The organism is Desulfolithobacter dissulfuricans, assembly GCF_025998535.1.
GTDB lineage: Bacteria > Desulfobacterota > Desulfobulbia > Desulfobulbales > Desulfobulbaceae > Desulfolithobacter > Desulfolithobacter dissulfuricans.
Window position 1 is genome coordinate 2,465,497 of sequence record NZ_AP024233.1, and the last position, 17,489, is coordinate 2,482,985.

Here is a 17,489-nt window from a genome sequence, read left to right on the forward strand (position 1 = left end):
CCGGGAGGGCAACGCACAGCCTGGGACGAAAATATGATTCACGATCAAAAGATTTCAGGCGATGGTATCGCTTAAGGGGATACCATCGCCTGCGCCCGTCTAAACCAGCCCCTGGTCCAGCATGGCATTGACCACCTTGGTGAAGCCGGCGATATTGGCTCCGGCCAGGTAGTTTTCCTTCATGCCGTACTCCTCGGACGCGTGGAGACAGGTCCGGTGAATGGAGTGCATGATCTGCCGCAGCCGGCTATCCACCTCTTCCCTGGGCCAGCCCAGCCGCATGGAGTTCTGGGCCATCTCCAGCCCGGACACCGCGACGCCGCCGGCATTGGCCGCCTTGCCCGGACCGTACATCACGTTGTTGTCGAGAAAGACATCGATGGCCCCGGGAGTGGACGGCATGTTGGCCCCCTCGCTGACCAGGGTCACCCCGTTGTTGACCAGGTTCTGGGCATCACGCTCGCACAGTTCATTTTCTGTCGCACAGGGCATGGCGCAGTCAGCCTTGTGACTCCAGAGCGGATTATGGTCAAGGGAGGGATCATGTTCAGTATACACAGCCTGGGGATATTTCTCCACGTATTCACGAATCCGGCCCCGGCGGATGTTTTTCAGCTGCTTGACAAAGGCCAGCTTGTCCGCATCGATCCCTTCTTCATCATAGATATACCCCGAAGAATCGGACATGGTCACCACCCTGCCCCCCATCTCCAGGATCTTTTCCGTGGTGTACTGGGCCACATTGCCTGATCCTGAAACCAGACAGGTCCTGCCCTCCAGGGTCTGGCCCCGCTCCTGGAGCATTTCCGAAGCAAAATAGACCACCCCGTAGCCAGTGGCCTCGGGCCGGATCAGGCTGCCACCCCAAGCCAGGCTCTTGCCGGTCAAAACCCCGGTAAACTCGTTGGAAAGTTTTTTATACATTCCGAACAGGTAGCCAATCTCCCGGGCCCCGACCCCGATATCACCGGCCGGAATATCGGTGTTGGGGCCGATATGGCGGAACAACTCGGCCATGAAGGCCTGGCAGAAACGCATGACCTCGCCGTCCGAGCGACCCTTGGGGTTGAAATCCGAGCCCCCCTTGCCGCCCCCCATGTTGAGGGTGGTCAGCGAGTTTTTGAAGACCTGCTCAAAGGCAAGGAACTTGATGATGGACAGGGTCACGGAGGGATGAAAGCGGAGCCCACCCTTGTAGGGACCGATAGCGCTGTTCATCTCCACCCGGAACCCCCGGTTGACATGGACCTGTCCCTGATCATCCATCCAGGGGACCCGAAACATGATAACCCGTTCCGGCTCGGTGATCCGGTCGACCACCGCCTGTTTTCGATATTCCGGGTTTCGTTCCAGTACGGGACGAACACTTTCCAGCACCTCCTGTACAGCCTGATGGAATTCAAGCTCATGGACATCGCACTGGTAGACCCGTGGTTTTACCTCATCCATTGTTTTCTCCTTGTGTCATATTATCACCTGCAGCAAGTACCACCGCCCTGGCGCTACGCCCGTCCACTTTCAACTCAAAAGGCGCAGCGGCGCGAACGTGACGTACATAGCCGGTTTCCCGTACAGTCTCGAGCCCGTGGATCCAGGTCCAGTCGACACCCCCCTGTTCTCCCGCCTTCCCACCGGCGCAGTCACTGTTCTCCACCATCAGATAGGGAATACCAAGGGACGTGATGTTCTGAAAAAAATGGGACCCCTGGGACGGTTCGGCCTGAAGGCCGCAGCCCTGGAGTTCGACAATGATCCCGACCCCGGAGATGTCCCCCCAGAGGACCGGAATACCCAGCCAGGGATCGGCGGTCCCCCAGCGTCCCGGCCCGATCAGCAGGTAGGGACGCTGCTCCCGGTGCAGCTCCCGGTTGATACGGCCAACTTCTGCGGCGATCTCCCTGGTGGCGGCGGCATCGAACTTCTCAGGGATCACGTAGACGATATCTGCAATGCCGGTGTAGAGACCATGCCCCAGGGCCTGGGACGAGCGGAGTATTGCCTCCTTCCATTCCCGGTCGGATATCTGCACTCGACGGCTCTCGCCGGTGGTGACAATGGGACGGATCTGGAGAAAATAGAACACGCTTCTGGCCGGGTCTTCGTCCAGGTCCACGGCAAATTCTATTTCCACCTCGCAGCCCATGCCCTCACGGCCAAAGGCGAGCAGTTCCCTGAGAATTTTCGGCAGCGGATAATGACCGTACTTGAGAATGGAGGCAAAGGTCAGGACCTTGGGACCGGGGAGATCGGCGTCCCGGATACGGTGTTCGTCCGGGAAATAGGTGGACGAGAGGATGCGGACCGGAAATTCATCGGCAGCCTCATCGATACTGCGGCGAACCAGATTATTCCTGCGCAGGGAGAACAGGGCATTACGGGAACAGTCCAGGCTGTAGAACCAGGTCTGGCCGTTCTGCAGCATGTCGTCCACGGTGGAAAACTGGGGCAGGTGTTCAGGCCAGGCCGGGGAAAAGCGCAGACACCGTTCGCCCTCGACAACGGTCTTGCCGAACCCGAGCGCCACGTGGACGATACCGTCCTCGGGGCGCATGGGCGCTATCGGATAGTAGTTGAAGGACTGGGCCACGCCGGAGATGGCGGGATAGTAGTAATCACCATAGCGGCGGCCGGCTACCTGCTGGATAATGACCGCCATGGAATCCTTGCGGGTCTGGCCGATGGAGCGGGAAAAGGCCCGCGGTCCCTCGAACCAGGTGGAGGCGTAGACCAGCTTGACCGCCCGCACCAGCTGACGCAGCCGCTCTTCGAAATCCTCACTGTCGTTGATCAGCATGAAGGTATTGTAGAGCCCGGCATAGGGACGGAACTGCGCATCCTCAAGCATGCTCGACGAACGGACCGACAGGGGATAATGGATCCGGGCAAGCCAGGCCCGCAGATCTTCCTCAAGCCAGTCGGGCAACCTGGCCTGGAGGAACTGCTCTGCCACCAGCGAGTCATCGGGTTCGTCGGGCGGTGAGAGGCGATTGATCCGGACGAAATCGTCAAAACCGTCGTTGGTTATGACGCAGGTCTGGGGAATGGTCACCGGCATGGCGGCCAGGGCCGATTTCTGGTGAATAGCCTGCTGGAGTTCCGAGGCGACAAAGGCGATCCCCCGGGCCTTGCCGCCCATGGAACCGTGACCTATGCGGACGAAATCGGTGATATCCGGGTCAAAACCGTTGCGGGAAAACTGGGCTACCACCCCTTTCTGGCGCAGTTTACGCAGGGCATGGACCTTGGAGACCAGGTCCTCGCGCAGATCTTCCCCGTTCTCGATCCCGGAAAAATGGTGTTTATGCAGCCTGGATGCCAGGGCGATCTCGGCCCGGGCCATGACCCAGTTGGAAAAATGGTTATGGGCCGCATGGTAGCGCAGCGAAGCTTCGGGCACCGTGCGGAGCATGTTTTCAAACTGGCGCAGGGACGAGGCCCGGCCCAGTACCGTTCCGTCGGGCATGCGGAAGACAAAGTCGCCAAACCCCAGATAGGTGAGGAAAAAATTATGAATTTCCTCACGCAGATTGCTGGAACTCTTACTGATAAACCCGGCCGGGATCATGCGGGCCAGGGCATTGTTTTTCTCTTCGGTACTGAGCATGAGAAGAGCCAGGTCCTTCATCTCCCGGCGCAGGATACGAACCAGCTCGAACCCGGCTCCGTCGGTCAGCTTCCCGCCCATGGGGAAACGGACATCGGAGATAACGGCAAAGATGTAGGGTCGGTAGCGGACAAAGAGCTCCATGGCCTCTTCGAACGAGGAGGCGCACAGGATCTTGGGCCGGGCCCGCATCTTCAGGAGCCGATGCTGTTCGTTGAGACCTTCGGCCAGGACCGACTGGGTCTGAAGGACCACCTCGTTATAGAGAATGGGCAGGATGGTGGAACGGTGCAGCGGGGAATCTTCGACCAGGAGGATGATACGGACCATGGCTCTCCTGGTGTCATAATCCACGTTCACCCGGTCCTCGGTATTCTTGATGATGGCCAGCAGCAGGTCGGAATCACAGCACCAGACATAGGTGTTATCGATGGCTGAGTCATTACCGTTCATGCCGCCGGGCAGGGTATCGCGTACCGAATGGGCCAGGAGGATAACCGGCAACTCGGGATGGTGTTTCTTGACCTGGTCACCGAAACTGTAGCCATCCATGCCGCCGAGATGGGGCATGGTCACCACCAGGTCGAAACGGTCGGACTCCAGCAGTTTCAGGGCCTGTTCACCGGTGGGGACCCGGGTGATGCGGGGCGGCTCGCTCAGGTTGAGCCCGTGGTATTCGTTGATGATCCGCGAGGCCAGGCTGCCGTCCTCTTCCATGATGTAGGCATCATAGGGGCTGGAGACCAGCAGGATCTCCCGCACCTTAAACGCCATCAGTTCATGGTAGATCTTGAAATGCGGATCAAATCCGCTGATATACTGACCACCTGACACCATTATATCCTTACCCCGGGGAGTAAAAAATCAACCTGTCCCCGACCCCCGACGGGCTCCTGACATTCTCTTACTACAGCCCATTTGCATCTGTCGAACGTTTTTCAACCGGATCCATATTTTTCTCTTTCCGCAACAGCCGTTACAAATGAAAATGTGATTACCATCAATCTTCAGCATTGAAACCGGTGTCGGTCTCTCTTGTTTCACGGGACGCCATAAACCCGTCCCTGGGGGCTTGACTGTGGCCATCCAGGCCACAGACACCCGTGCAACAAGCGAGGCCGACACCTTCATCCATCGAAGGCTGAATTTCAGTGGTAATCAGAAATAAAAATGTGATTATCACCTGAGCTCAGCTGTCACCCAGCTGAGGAGTAACATCGCTTCTTCTCTCTACCTGTAGAAAAAATTGATTGCTCAGAGATACGCTCTTACAAGTAACTCTTTCCAGGGCAGAGCGGCGATATTCCTTCTTCAGGCTGAGTTCCAGTGGTCATCAAAAATGAAAATGAGATTTTTTCCTTGATCCGGGAAGCGAAATAGAGAATGATTATTATATCCTGTTTTGAATCACCACGGATCCTGTCCGTTGACATATTTTGCATTATCAGCATGTCCTATAAAACATCCCGAACAACCGAAAGGAGGTGAGAAACAGTAATATCGCGGGAGCCTGAACAGAAGACAAATATGGAAAATTCAGGAGGAGAGATATGCGAAATGCATTGCAACGGACCCTGCTGCTGCTTCTTTGTGCCTGTGTGGTGATCTGGGCCCAAAATGCACCGGCAAAAGAAGCACAGACCATTGACGAACTGGTCGCCATGTTCGATGATTCAAAATGCGCTCAGTGCCACGAAGAGATCTATGCCCAGTGGCAGTCGTCCTGGCATGCGCAGGCCGTGGTTTCATCACTCAAGGGCATGCGCAACTTCATCGCCATCGGCCTGGCCAAAGAATGGAAAACCAAACCCAGCAAGGCCCAGCTTCTCAAATGTCTTGACTGCCATGCTCCGGCAGTGAACTATGCCTCGGAAAAACTGGCTGTGGAGATCAGCCAGCTCATCGTGACCGCCTTTGAGAAAAAGGACAGCCCGGCCGGCAAAAAGGCCCGGACCCAGCTGGCCAAACTCAAGGTCGGCTGCCTTTCCTGCCACAACATAAAAGCCACTGCCGTGACCCGTGGCCTGCACGGACCGCCGATCAAGGGTGCCATCTACGGGCCCGAAGGTGTTTTGGCCGAGGACGACGACGGACATGACTCCATCGAGACAGTGGACATGAGCCGATCGGCCTTCTGCATGCAGTGTCATGGCCGGTACAAGGCGCCGGACGGCGAGACCATCCAGTGCAACACCCTTTCCGGCAGTTACCAGAACACCTACATCAGCCAGGGTGGCAGCCGCAGCTGTCAGGACTGCCACATGAAAAATGGTCATACCTTCCCGGGCGGCCATGACCTCGACACCGTCAAGGAGGGGCTCTCCTTTGACGTGGAGGTCACCCCCTACCAGCACCTGCCCGGCAAGATCAAGGGCGTCAAGGACAATAAGGCCTGGGTACCCAGCGTGGTGGTAACCGCGAAAATAACCAACAATACCGGTCATCGCGTCCCCGACGGCTGACTCTGGTCCGGCAAAGTGGTCCTGGAAGTGATCGCAAAGGATGCAGAGGGCAAGGAACTGTTCAAGGCTGACAAGACGTGGTTTGAAATCGGCGTGGACCTGGATCGCGACATGCGTTACGGGGCATGGCAGATCAAGGAGATAATCGACCTGACCCTGCCACCCATGGAAACCCAGAAGGAACGGTACCTCATCCACTTTGACACCGATACCGAGGAAGTGCTCCTGGAAGCCCGACTCTGGTACTATATCAGTGGCGGCAAGGGCGACGTGATCTATTCTCAGACCAGGAAACTGGTTTTTGACTGATTTTTAAAAAAAGACACGCCTACGACCGGAGCGGGCCTGCGGGCCCGCTTTTCTTTTGCCGGCCCGGATACCGCTACGAGAGACCCTTGAGTTCGTCCGGGGTATTGACGTTGCGCCAGCAGGAATGCAGGGCTGGCGGCGGCGAGGGGGTGACAATCCCGGGCACTCCGGCGAGCATGCTGATCCGCAGCGAGCCGCCCAGGGCGAGTTCCTCAAGGAGCGGCCGGCAGCGGAAATCATAGAGGGCCAACAGCGGCTCCACCCGGCCGTCCTGTTCGAGATCCGGCAGGATGGCCCGGGTACCCGGGCACCGCTGATCAAGCAGCCACTGCAGGGCCTCGGGCCGGATAGCGGGTTGATCGCAGGCCGTGATGAGCCAGGAGACCGCCGGCTGCCAGCGCAGCACCGACAGCACCCCGGCTAACGGCCCTGCCAGTCCCGGAGCGTCCGGGATCCTGGGAAGATGAGCAAGGGACTGCGGCAGGTCGCCGCGGCCCGAGATGACCACCTGGTCAACACACTTTTCCAGCAGCCAGACTGTCCTCTCCACCCAGGTCGCGCCATCCTTTTTTATAAGATGCTTGGGCTGTCCCATGCGACTGCTGCGACCTCCGATCAGAACGCAGCCCCAGACCGGCGGCCGTCGCCACTGGCTTGCCAGCCAGCCGTCGATCCACTTCAGCACCCGCTCCGGGGTGGCCTGCTCCCGGTCAAGGGTTTCCAGGATACGCCCTCTGTTCCTGGCCGGTGGAGCTCCGGTCTCTCCGGAGAGCCACAGTTTCGGAACCTCGGTGGTCCCGTGCCCCTCCACCAGGACAAGATCATAACGCAGGCAGAGCCGCCGGAGCAGCCCGTGGAGATCGCCGGCCGAGTGGATCCGGCAGAAACTGAGGTCTCCCAGGACCCAGACATCGGCCCCGGCCTGGAAAAACCGGTCACTGTCCTTACCAGGCCTGTCCACCTGAACCTTGATGGCATCGTGCTTGAGCACAACCAGCTGTAGTCCCCGGGCCAGCAGCGACGGGATCAGCGCCTCGATCAGGGTGGTCTTACCCGAGCCGGAACTGCCGCATATCCCCAACACCGGCAACTGGTCCAGGGACATCCCGACGTTGTTCTGCCTGCGCCTGTCGTCTGTCTGCAACACACTCATCGGCTTCTCCAGGGCGGAACCGGTGTGTCCGGAAACAGGCCGATCCTTCGGCCCCGCCGGAGCAGCTCCTCGACCGCCTCCCTGCCCTCTTCTCCCATCTCCACCGAAAAATCATTGACATAGAGCCCGATATGGCTCCTGATCACCTGGTCATCGAGTTCCCGGGCATGTTCCTTTATATAATCGCGGCACCGGTCCCCATGGGTCCGGGCCCAGAGGACACTTTGCCGGATCCCGTCCTCCACCGCGGCAAGCACCTCTTCGGGCAGGCTCCTGCGGGCAGCGATACAGCCAAGGGGTACCGGCAGCCCGGTTTCCTCTTCCCACCAGGCCCCGAGATCCTGGACACAGTAGAGACCGTGCTCAACATAGGTGAACCGGCTTTCATGGATAATCACCCCGGCGTCCAGCCGACCTTGGCTGACCTGCTCCATGATCCGGTCAAATCGCAGGACCTCAAGCCGGTGGCATTCCGGAGCAAAGAGGCGCAGGAGCAGAGCCGCGGTGGTGTACTCGCCGGGAATACCGATACGCCACTCTTTCCCGGGCCGGCCGGGCCCGGGCGAGGAGGTCACCAGCAGCGGGCCGCAGCCACGGCCCAGGGCGGCCCCGGAATCGAGCATGACATAGTCACCGAGCACATGGCCCAGGGCATGGAATGAGAGCTTGGTCACATCCAGTTTCGCCGCCATGGCCCAGCGGTTCAGGGTTTCCACATCCTCCAGCCGGGGTTCTGAAAACCGGCAGCCGCCAAGCGGAATGAGACCATGGACCAGACCATAAAATATAAAGGTGTCGTTGGGACAGGGAGAATAACCAATGGACAGGGTATGAGAACTCACGGATGCGGTTCGCCGGGTTGTCCCCAGCTGGTGTTGCCAGTTGAGGAAACAGTGTATACGTTATATCGCCTGCATTACCTGCCAGACCTGTGCGGGCTGCAAGCGACCGTCACTTCACTTGCCTTCAGGCGGTGGAGCGCACTGGATGCCGGAGGCGGTGCCCAGGGCGGATGCGATATCCGCTGCCGCCCGCCCGGCCCGTTCACAGGCCTCGGCCAGCTTCCAGTTATCACGATTCCGGTCTTCCACCATGTTGCTGATGCAGCGGATTTCCAGACAGGGCAGGCCGAACTCCTCACAGACCCGGGCCACGGCCGCCCCTTCCATGTTTTCGCACAGACCGTCATACTGCCGAGCCAGGAGAGCGCCGCGGGCGGCGGTGCCACTGGCACAGGAGACCGTGACAAAGGTTCCCGTATACCACGACTGGCCACCATGCTCCAATATTTTCTCGGCCTTCGCGAGCAGGGCCGGATCGAGCCGGAAGCTATCGGCCACCACCAGTCCGGCCGCCCCGAACCGTTCGACCCGGTCCTCCAGGCAGATTCCAAGATCACCGAGGACCTCGCTCCGGGCCAGGCAGAGGTCAAGGAGCCCGGGCTGTGCCAGGTACGGCCGCCCCATATAGGCCCCGGCCACCCCGAAATTGATCACCCCCTGGACATCGTCCTGGTGGTGGAGGAAAGAGGTGAGCTTAAGAGCGGTCTCCACCACCCCGATGCCGCTGACCAGGCGGGCCACCGGCGCATCTGCCTGCCAGGCGGCAGCAAAAGCGTCCATCTCAAAAGAGGTTGCGGCACAGACCAGATACATTGATTAAAGTGTTTTTCAGCCCGGAACAAGTTGACGGGAAAGCTATTTTCTCCATGCAATTTCGGCCAGTGTAAAGTAGCTTACACGCCTTTGCAAGAAATTCAGCCCGTTCACGAAAGCCAGAGAAACCATGCAACCCCAGTTTCGTCTCAGTTCCTATGATTACGACCTGCCGCCCGAGCGTATAGCCCAGCATCCGGCCGCCCGGCGGGATCAGTCCCGGCTCCTTGTCCTGCACTGCCCGGACGGCAGGACAGAACACACCCGGTTTGAAGCCATCGGCAGCTACCTGCGGCCGGGCGACCTGCTGGTGGTCAACAATACAAAAGTCTTCCCTGCCCGACTCCTGGGACACAAGGAAACCGGCGGCAAGGTGGAAATGCTCCTGCTCCATTATCCGCGCTTTCCGGATTGCGATACGTCAGCGCAGTCGATCACCATCGAAGCCGAGGCCATGGCTCTGGTCAAGAGCTCGCGGCGTCCCCGGCCGGACACTCTTCTTATCTTTGGCGACCAGCTCCAGGCCAGGGTTCTCTCCCTGCACGACAACGGCAAGGTCAAGGTCAGCCTCCGCCTTCACCTTGAGGCAGGGCAGGATCCGGAGGAGGTGCTGGCCTCCTGCGGTCAGATACCGCTGCCACCCTATATCCACCGTCCAAAAGGCACCACCCCTGAAGACACCCACCGCTACCAGACCAGGTATGCCGAACGCACCGGCTCGGTGGCCGCGCCCACGGCCGGGCTGCACTTCAGCGACAGGCTTTTAAAGGAGCTCCTGGCGGCAGGGGTCTCCATGGCCACGGTCACTCTCCATGTGGGATACGGCACCTTTGCGCCAGTACGAAGTGAGGACATCCGTGAACACCAGATCCATGCCGAATACGTGGAGGTCTCCGCTGACACCGCGGCGGCGGTGAACCGGACCAGGGATGAGGGCGGAAGGATATGGGCCGTGGGAACGACCAGTGTGCGGACCCTGGAATTTGCCGCCGCAGCCAGCGGCCGGGTCGAGCCCATCCAGGGGTTGTGCCAGCTATATATCTATCCCGGCTTCCGATTCCAGGTGGTGGACAACCTGGTCACCAATTTTCACCTGCCCCGCTCGTCGCTCCTTTTCCTGGTGGCTGCCCTGGCCGGACGGGAACAGATACTTGAGGCCTACAACGAAGCGGTGGAAAAGGAGTATCGCTTTTTCAGCTACGGCGATGCCATGGCCATCATAACCAGAGCTTTGCCCTGAGGATCCCACCGGAATTTCTGACGAAAACAAACCAGCATAGCTGGACAAAACCTGCCACCCACAACGAAGCATGAAAGTTGGTCACTCGGAGTCCCGCATGGCTCGCTTACCGGGCATGGGTGGATTCGAACTCTGCCGGAGACTCTTTCATATAAAGAAATCGAGTAGGGTGAGGCAAGTTAATTACGCTTGCCTCATCCCTCTCACAGAACCGTACGTACGGGTCTCGTATACGGCTCCTGTTTATTTTCCTTCATATTGAAACAGAGATTCCAGTAGATACAGCACCAAGATCAAAGAGACCCAAGCCCCGGTGTAAATATCCGTTGGGCAGGGCATAATGGCTCAAAGGACTTGCCGCATTGGCCCAGGAGTTCATTTTGATCGCATCAAACTTCCCCCTGTATCCAAGCTGCCTCAGCCTGCGGTGAAGCCGATTGGGCTTCTTCCACAATTTCAGCTGGATGGCTCGCAGTCTTCTCCGAATCCATCTCATCAGCCTTGAAAATTCTCCTGTGCAGTTCGCTATCCGGAAGTAGTTGGCAAATCCCCTCAAGAGCGGATTGAGATCTGCAATCACTTTCTCAAGATTCACCGGGGAATTACGCCGGGTCATTGCCTTGACCTTTGCCTTGAAAGACTTAATCTTGCCTCGCTGGATTTGCGTATACTGAGAGCATACGGATACTCCCAGAAAGTTTACGCCCCGACTGCTGTGGCAGATATGGGTCTTTTCACGGTTGACAGTCAGCAGCAATTCTCCTTCAAGATAGTGCCGTGCCTGCTCAAGAGCATTCTCGGCCGCTTTCTTTGATTGGCACAGAATCAGGATATCGTCCGCATAGCGGACTATTCGGTGGCCACGATTCTTCATGAATTGATCAAAAGAATCGAGATACACATTGGCTATCAGAGGGCTGATCACGCCGCCCTGTGGACTGCCGATCTCGCTAGCCGTAAATCCCGAATCCGTCATTACACCGCTCTTCAGAAACTTCTCCAGGAGACCGAGGATACTCCCGTCCCTGATCCGGCGACGAAAGGCGCTGAGGATGAGATCATGGTCCAAGGTGTCAAAGCATTTGGACAGATCCATATCAACTACCCACTTTCGATCGTAGTCACGGATAAACATCGTCGCCTTGGATATCGCCTGATGACAACTGCGGCCTGGGCGATAGCCATAGCTCGACGGGTGGAAATCCCGATCGAATATCGGCTGGAGAATGTCGAGCAGTGCCTGCTGCACTACACGGTCACGGACTGCTGGAATACCGAGCAACCGAACTCCTCCGGTTGGCTTGGGTATCTCTACCCGGCGCACGGCCAGTGGCTGGTAACTCTTTTCCCACAGTTCCTTCAGGAGACAGTCGATGTTGGCTTCGGCTGATGCGGCAAAGTCCTTGATGGACTGGCCGTCTATTCCGGCAGCTCCCTTCGCAGACCTCACCTTCCCAAACGCCTTGTGCAGAGCGTCCCTGCTCAGCATCCGGTCATACAGACTGTACCAAACGTCAACCATGCTCCTGTCCTGCGTCCCCATCCCTCCACTTCTGCCTGGAATCCCCGGGTCTTCACCCAAATGAGAGCGCCTTCTATCCCAATGGGCAATGTACGCTCAACTGTTCAGGTTACTCCGATGAACGGCCAAAATCAGCAGACGGCCTCTCACAGCATACCGCCGAAAATGTGCCCCGCCCCGTCGGGCAGCTTGTGTTCTGACTCCAGACCTCCATGATCTTCAGGGAACCTTCAAATAAACTTCATCCCTTCGCAACTGATACCGCTTTTGGCAAATACCAGCCCCTGTCAAACAACGCTGACAGGTCATCCCGGTTTTATCCTCCACGCTGTTACCAGGCTTCTCCGGCCGGGATTTCATCACTACTACGGAATCATCTGCCACCTCCCACCGCTTCGGTAGGCCTTGGATCTCTCCTTGAACCTTCCTTAACTCTCGTACTGCAAGTACGCTAGGAGGCTTCCCCGGTTAAGGCGAACTCCCGGTGAGCAATCCCATCCTCAATCACGCCAAAGGTCTGACCAGGTATCGGGCTTCACGCTATTGTGCACGCTTACCCACCTATGACGCCGAATCAGGTTCACTTACGCTATGTACCGCTCACTTCCTATCGCTTCCTTCAGACCCTGCCGTTGCCAGCAACGCCCTTGCGATTCGGATTGTCTTCCCCCTGGTCGGGGTGACGCCTGCGTTCCGCAGGCTGGGTTTGCCCGCCATGCCGGGCAAACATCGAGTAGGGTGAGGCAAGTTAATTACGCTTGCCTCATCCCTCTCACAGAACCGTACGTACGGGTCTCGTATACGGCTCCTGTTTATTTTCCTTCATATTGAAACAGAGATTCCAGTAGATACAGCACCAAGATCAAAGAGACCCAAGCCCCGGTGTAAATATCCGTTGGGCAGGGCATAATGGCTCAAAGGACTTGCCGCATTGGCCCAGGAGTTCATTTTGATCGCATCAAACTTCCCCCTGTATCCAAGCTGCCTCAGCCTGCGGTGAAGCCGATTGGGCTTCTTCCACAATTTCAGCTGGATGGCTCGCAGTCTTCTCCGAATCCATCTCATCAGCCTTGAAAATTCTCCTGTGCAGTTCGCTATCCGGAAGTAGTTGGCAAATCCCCTCAAGAGCGGATTGAGATCTGCAATCACTTTCTCAAGATTCACCGGGGAATTACGCCGGGTCATTGCCTTGACCTTTGCCTTGAAAGACTTAATCTTGCCTCGCTGGATTTGCGTATACTGAGAGCATACGGATACTCCCAGAAAGTTTACGCCCCGACTGCTGTGGCAGATATGGGTCTTTTCACGGTTGACAGTCAGCAGCAATTCTCCTTCAAGATAGTGCCGTGCCTGCTCAAGAGCATTCTCGGCCGCTTTCTTTGATTGGCACAGAATCAGGATATCGTCCGCATAGCGGACTATTCGGTGGCCACGATTCTTCATGAATTGATCAAAAGAATCGAGATACACATTGGCTATCAGAGGGCTGATCACGCCGCCCTGTGGACTGCCGATCTCGCTAGCCGTAAATCCCGAATCCGTCATTACACCGCTCTTCAGAAACTTCTCCAGGAGACCGAGGATACTCCCGTCCCTGATCCGGCGACGAAAGGCGCTGAGGATGAGATCATGGTCCAAGGTGTCAAAGCATTTGGACAGATCCATATCAACTACCCACTTTCGATCGTAGTCACGGATAAACATCGTCGCCTTGGATATCGCCTGATGACAACTGCGGCCTGGGCGATAGCCATAGCTCGACGGGTGGAAATCCCGATCGAATATCGGCTGGAGAATGTCGAGCAGTGCCTGCTGCACTACACGGTCACGGACTGCTGGAATACCGAGCAACCGAACTCCTCCGGTTGGCTTGGGTATCTCTACCCGGCGCACGGCCAGTGGCTGGTAACTCTTTTCCCACAGTTCCTTCAGGAGACAGTCGATGTTGGCTTCGGCTGATGCGGCAAAGTCCTTGATGGACTGGCCGTCTATTCCGGCAGCTCCCTTCGCAGACCTCACCTTCCCAAACGCCTTGTGCAGAGCGTCCCTGCTCAGCATCCGGTCATACAGACTGTACCAAACGTCAACCATGCTCCTGTCCTGCGTCCCCATCCCTCCACTTCTGCCTGGAATCCCCGGGTCTTCACCCAAATGAGAGCGCCTTCTATCCCAATGGGCAATGTACGCTCAACTGTTCAGGTTACTCCGATGAACGGCCAAAATCAGCAGACGGCCTCTCACAGCATACCGCCGAAAATGTGCCCCGCCCCGTCGGGCAGCTTGTGTTCTGACTCCAGACCTCCATGATCTTCAGGGAACCTTCAAATAAACTTCATCCCTTCGCAACTGATACCGCTTTTGGCAAATACCAGCCCCTGTCAAACAACGCTGACAGGTCATCCCGGTTTTATCCTCCACGCTGTTACCAGGCTTCTCCGGCCGGGATTTCATCACTACTACGGAATCATCTGCCACCTCCCACCGCTTCGGTAGGCCTTGGATCTCTCCTTGAACCTTCCTTAACTCTCGTACTGCAAGTACGCTAGGAGGCTTCCCCGGTTAAGGCGAACTCCCGGTGAGCAATCCCATCCTCAATCACGCCAAAGGTCTGACCAGGTATCGGGCTTCACGCTATTGTGCACGCTTACCCACCTATGACGCCGAATCAGGTTCACTTACGCTATGTACCGCTCACTTCCTATCGCTTCCTTCAGACCCTGCCGTTGCCAGCAACGCCCTTGCGATTCGGATTGTCTTCCCCCTGGTCGGGGTGACGCCTGCGTTCCGCAGGCTGGGTTTGCCCGCCATGCCGGGCAAACATCGAGTAGGGTGAGGCAAGTTAATTACGCTTGCCTCATCCCTCTCACAGAACCGTACGTACGGGTCTCGTATACGGCTCCTGTTTATTTTCCTTCATATTGAAACAGAGATTCCAGTAGATACAGCACCAAGATCAAAGAGACCCAAGCCCCGGTGTAAATATCCGTTGGGCAGGGCATAATGGCTCAAAGGACTTGCCGCATTGGCCCAGGAGTTCATTTTGATCGCATCAAACTTCCCCCTGTATCCAAGCTGCCTCAGCCTGCGGTGAAGCCGATTGGGCTTCTTCCACAATTTCAGCTGGATGGCTCGCAGTCTTCTCCGAATCCATCTCATCAGCCTTGAAAATTCTCCTGTGCAGTTCGCTATCCGGAAGTAGTTGGCAAATCCCCTCAAGAGCGGATTGAGATCTGCAATCACTTTCTCAAGATTCACCGGGGAATTACGCCGGGTCATTGCCTTGACCTTTGCCTTGAAAGACTTAATCTTGCCTCGCTGGATTTGCGTATACTGAGAGCATACGGATACTCCCAGAAAGTTTACGCCCCGACTGCTGTGGCAGATATGGGTCTTTTCACGGTTGACAGTCAGCAGCAATTCTCCTTCAAGATAGTGCCGTGCCTGCTCAAGAGCATTCTCGGCCGCTTTCTTTGATTGGCACAGAATCAGGATATCGTCCGCATAGCGGACTATTCGGTGGCCACGATTCTTCATGAATTGATCAAAAGAATCGAGATACACATTGGCTATCAGAGGGCTGATCACGCCGCCCTGTGGACTGCCGATCTCGCTAGCCGTAAATCCCGAATCCGTCATTACACCGCTCTTCAGAAACTTCTCCAGGAGACCGAGGATACTCCCGTCCCTGATCCGGCGACGAAAGGCGCTGAGGATGAGATCATGGTCCAAGGTGTCAAAGCATTTGGACAGATCCATATCAACTACCCACTTTCGATCGTAGTCACGGATAAACATCGTCGCCTTGGATATCGCCTGATGACAACTGCGGCCTGGGCGATAGCCATAGCTCGACGGGTGGAAATCCCGATCGAATATCGGCAGGAGAATGTCGAGCAGTGCCTGCTGCACTACACGGTCACGGACTGCTGGAATACCGAGCAACCGAACTCCTCCGGTTGGCTTGGGTATCTCTACCCGGCGCACGGCCAGTGGCTGGTAACTCTTTTCCCACAGTTCCTTCAGGAGACAGTCGATGTTGGCTTCGGCTGATGCGGCAAAGTCCTTGATGGACTGGCCGTCTATTCCGGCAGCTCCCTTCGCAGACCTCACCTTCCCAAACGCCTTGTGCAGAGCGTCCCTGCTCAGCATCCGGTCATACAGACTGTACCAAACGTCAACCATGCTCCTGTCCTGCGTCCCCATCCCTCCACTTCTGCCTGGAATCCCCGGGTCTTCACCCAAATGAGAGCGCCTTCTATCCCAATGGGCAATGTACGCTCAACTGTTCAGGTTACTCCGATGAACGGCCAAAATCAGCAGACGGCCTCTCACAGCATACCGCCGAAAATGTGCCCCGCCCCGTCGGGCAGCTTGTGTTCTGACTCCAGACCTCCATGATCTTCAGGGAACCTTCAAATAAACTTCATCCCTTCGCAACTGATACCGCTTTTGGCAAATACCAGCCCCTGTCAAACAACGCTGACAGGTCATCCCGGTTTTATCCTCCACGCTGTTACCAGGCTTCTCCGGCCGGGATTTCATCACTACTACGGAATCATCTGCCACCTCCCACCGCTTCGGTAGGCCTTGGATCTCTCCTTGAACCTTCCTTAACTCTCGTACTGCAAGTACGCTAGGAGGCTTCCCCGGTTAAGGCGAACTCCCGGTGAGCAATCCCATCCTCAATCACGCCAAAGGTCTGACCAGGTATCGGGCTTCACGCTATTGTGCACGCTTACCCACCTATGACGCCGAATCAGGTTCACTTACGCTATGTACCGCTCACTTCCTATCGCTTCCTTCAGACCCTGCCGTTGCCAGCAACGCCCTTGCGATTCGGATTGTCTTCCCCCTGGTCGGGGTGACGCCTGCGTTCCGCAGGCTGGGTTTGCCCGCCATGCCGGGCAAACACAAAAAAAACCTGGCCAAAGCCAGGTTTTGAAAAGAGCAGAGCCTTTAACAGGCCGTTGAAAAACTACTGCGCCGGGTGATACTGCGTCAAAATTCGGTTCAGGTAAGCGAGCCTGCGAGACTCTGAAATGCTCATGTACTTCTATATGTACACTGCGCTTTCCCGCCTCAATTTCCTTGGCTCATCTTTACTCGCTACGTTTTTCAACAGCCTGTCAAGGAGCGAGGTCAGGCGGAGGCGGCTGACGCAGGGCAGTTCTTGCAGCCCCCGCCGCCCTCCTTGCCGCAGGCCGGGGCAGAGCTCTCCTTTTTCTCGGATGAACCGCCGTTTCTGCCGTTACCATTGGAAGGACCGGCATAGCCGTCCTTGTACCAGCCACCGCCCTTGAGATGGAATGCGCTCATGGAGACCAGTTTCTTGACGCTGCCGCCGCAGTCCGGACACTCGGAAAGCGGATCGTCACTGATGCGCTGCTGGACCTCGAACACCTTGTCGCAGGCAGAACATTCATACTCATAGATAGGCATTGGAAACACCTCTCAATAATAATATTTTCAATAGGATACAGCCTAGCAACCTGTTTCTCCCCAGATACTGACAAGTACCATAATCCTGCCTCATCCCCCTGTCAA

Annotated in this window: 11 protein-coding genes; 2 read left to right on the top strand and 9 right to left on the bottom strand. The window is 56.9% G+C overall.

Going from position 1 to position 17,489, the window contains the following annotated elements:
- Window positions 1-99 precede the first annotated feature (99 nt).
- Window positions 100-1,449 (bottom strand): NADP-specific glutamate dehydrogenase, encoded by a 1,350-nt coding sequence (gene gdhA, locus GF1_RS10880; protein ID WP_267926576.1) that lies wholly within the window; start codon window positions 1,447-1,449, stop codon window positions 100-102.
- Entirely contained in the window at window positions 1,442-4,441 is a 3,000-nt protein-coding gene (locus tag GF1_RS10885) for a PEP/pyruvate-binding domain-containing protein (protein ID WP_267926577.1), read from the bottom strand. Before GF1_RS10885 ends, gdhA begins: the two co-directional genes overlap by 8 nt.
- 713 nt (window positions 4,442-5,154) lie before the next feature.
- On the opposite strand from GF1_RS10885, the gene extKL reads away from it, so the two are divergent.
- Window positions 5,155-6,375 carry a multiheme c-type cytochrome (seleno)protein ExtKL gene (extKL, locus tag GF1_RS10890; RefSeq protein ID WP_267926578.1) on the top strand — a complete coding sequence of 407 codons (1,221 nt, stop codon included), beginning with the start codon at window positions 5,155-5,157 and terminating at the stop codon, window positions 6,373-6,375.
- A gap of 73 nt (window positions 6,376-6,448) precedes the next feature.
- On the opposite strand, the gene mobB is transcribed toward extKL, so the two are convergent.
- The 3 genes from mobB to mqnB all read right to left on the bottom strand — a co-directional run bounded on the left by mobB (window position 6,449) and on the right by mqnB (window position 9,183).
- Complete coding sequence (mobB, locus tag GF1_RS10895) at window positions 6,449-7,528, bottom strand: molybdopterin-guanine dinucleotide biosynthesis protein B (protein WP_267926579.1); 1,080 nt, start codon at window positions 7,526-7,528, stop codon at window positions 6,449-6,451.
- Window positions 7,525-8,370: a 1,4-dihydroxy-6-naphtoate synthase gene (locus tag GF1_RS10900; RefSeq protein ID WP_267926580.1), complete on the bottom strand. Its 846-nt coding sequence runs from the start codon at window positions 8,368-8,370 to the stop codon at window positions 7,525-7,527. The genes mobB and GF1_RS10900 overlap by 4 nt, the downstream gene beginning before the upstream one ends.
- 114 nt (window positions 8,371-8,484) lie before the next feature.
- Window positions 8,485-9,183, bottom strand: coding sequence for a futalosine hydrolase (gene mqnB, locus GF1_RS10905; RefSeq protein ID WP_267926581.1), 699 nt, complete (start codon window positions 9,181-9,183; stop codon window positions 8,485-8,487).
- A gap of 130 nt (window positions 9,184-9,313) precedes the next feature.
- Between mqnB and queA the strand changes: the two genes are divergently transcribed.
- The gene (gene queA, locus GF1_RS10910; protein WP_267926582.1) at window positions 9,314-10,423 is read left to right on the top strand and encodes a tRNA preQ1(34) S-adenosylmethionine ribosyltransferase-isomerase QueA; all 1,110 of its coding nucleotides are present in this window, start codon (window positions 9,314-9,316) and stop codon (window positions 10,421-10,423) included.
- Window positions 10,424-10,676: 253 nt separating this feature from the next.
- Here queA and ltrA (GF1_RS10915) read toward each other — a convergent pair whose 3' ends face one another.
- The 4 genes from ltrA (GF1_RS10915) to GF1_RS10930 all read right to left on the bottom strand — a co-directional run bounded on the left by ltrA (GF1_RS10915) (window position 10,677) and on the right by GF1_RS10930 (window position 17,384).
- Entirely contained in the window at window positions 10,677-11,945 is a 1,269-nt protein-coding gene (gene ltrA / locus GF1_RS10915; protein ID WP_267926583.1) for a group II intron reverse transcriptase/maturase, read from the bottom strand.
- A gap of 822 nt (window positions 11,946-12,767) precedes the next feature.
- Entirely contained in the window at window positions 12,768-14,036 is a 1,269-nt protein-coding gene (ltrA, locus tag GF1_RS10920; protein WP_267926583.1) for a group II intron reverse transcriptase/maturase, read from the bottom strand.
- 822 nt (window positions 14,037-14,858) lie between these two features.
- Window positions 14,859-16,127 carry a group II intron reverse transcriptase/maturase gene (ltrA, locus tag GF1_RS10925; protein ID WP_267926322.1) on the bottom strand — a complete coding sequence of 423 codons (1,269 nt, stop codon included), beginning with the start codon at window positions 16,125-16,127 and terminating at the stop codon, window positions 14,859-14,861.
- Between the two features lie 957 nt (window positions 16,128-17,084).
- Window positions 17,085-17,384: an FmdB family zinc ribbon protein gene (locus GF1_RS10930; RefSeq protein WP_267926584.1), complete on the bottom strand. Its 300-nt coding sequence runs from the start codon at window positions 17,382-17,384 to the stop codon at window positions 17,085-17,087.
- Window positions 17,385-17,489: the final 105 nt, after the last annotated feature.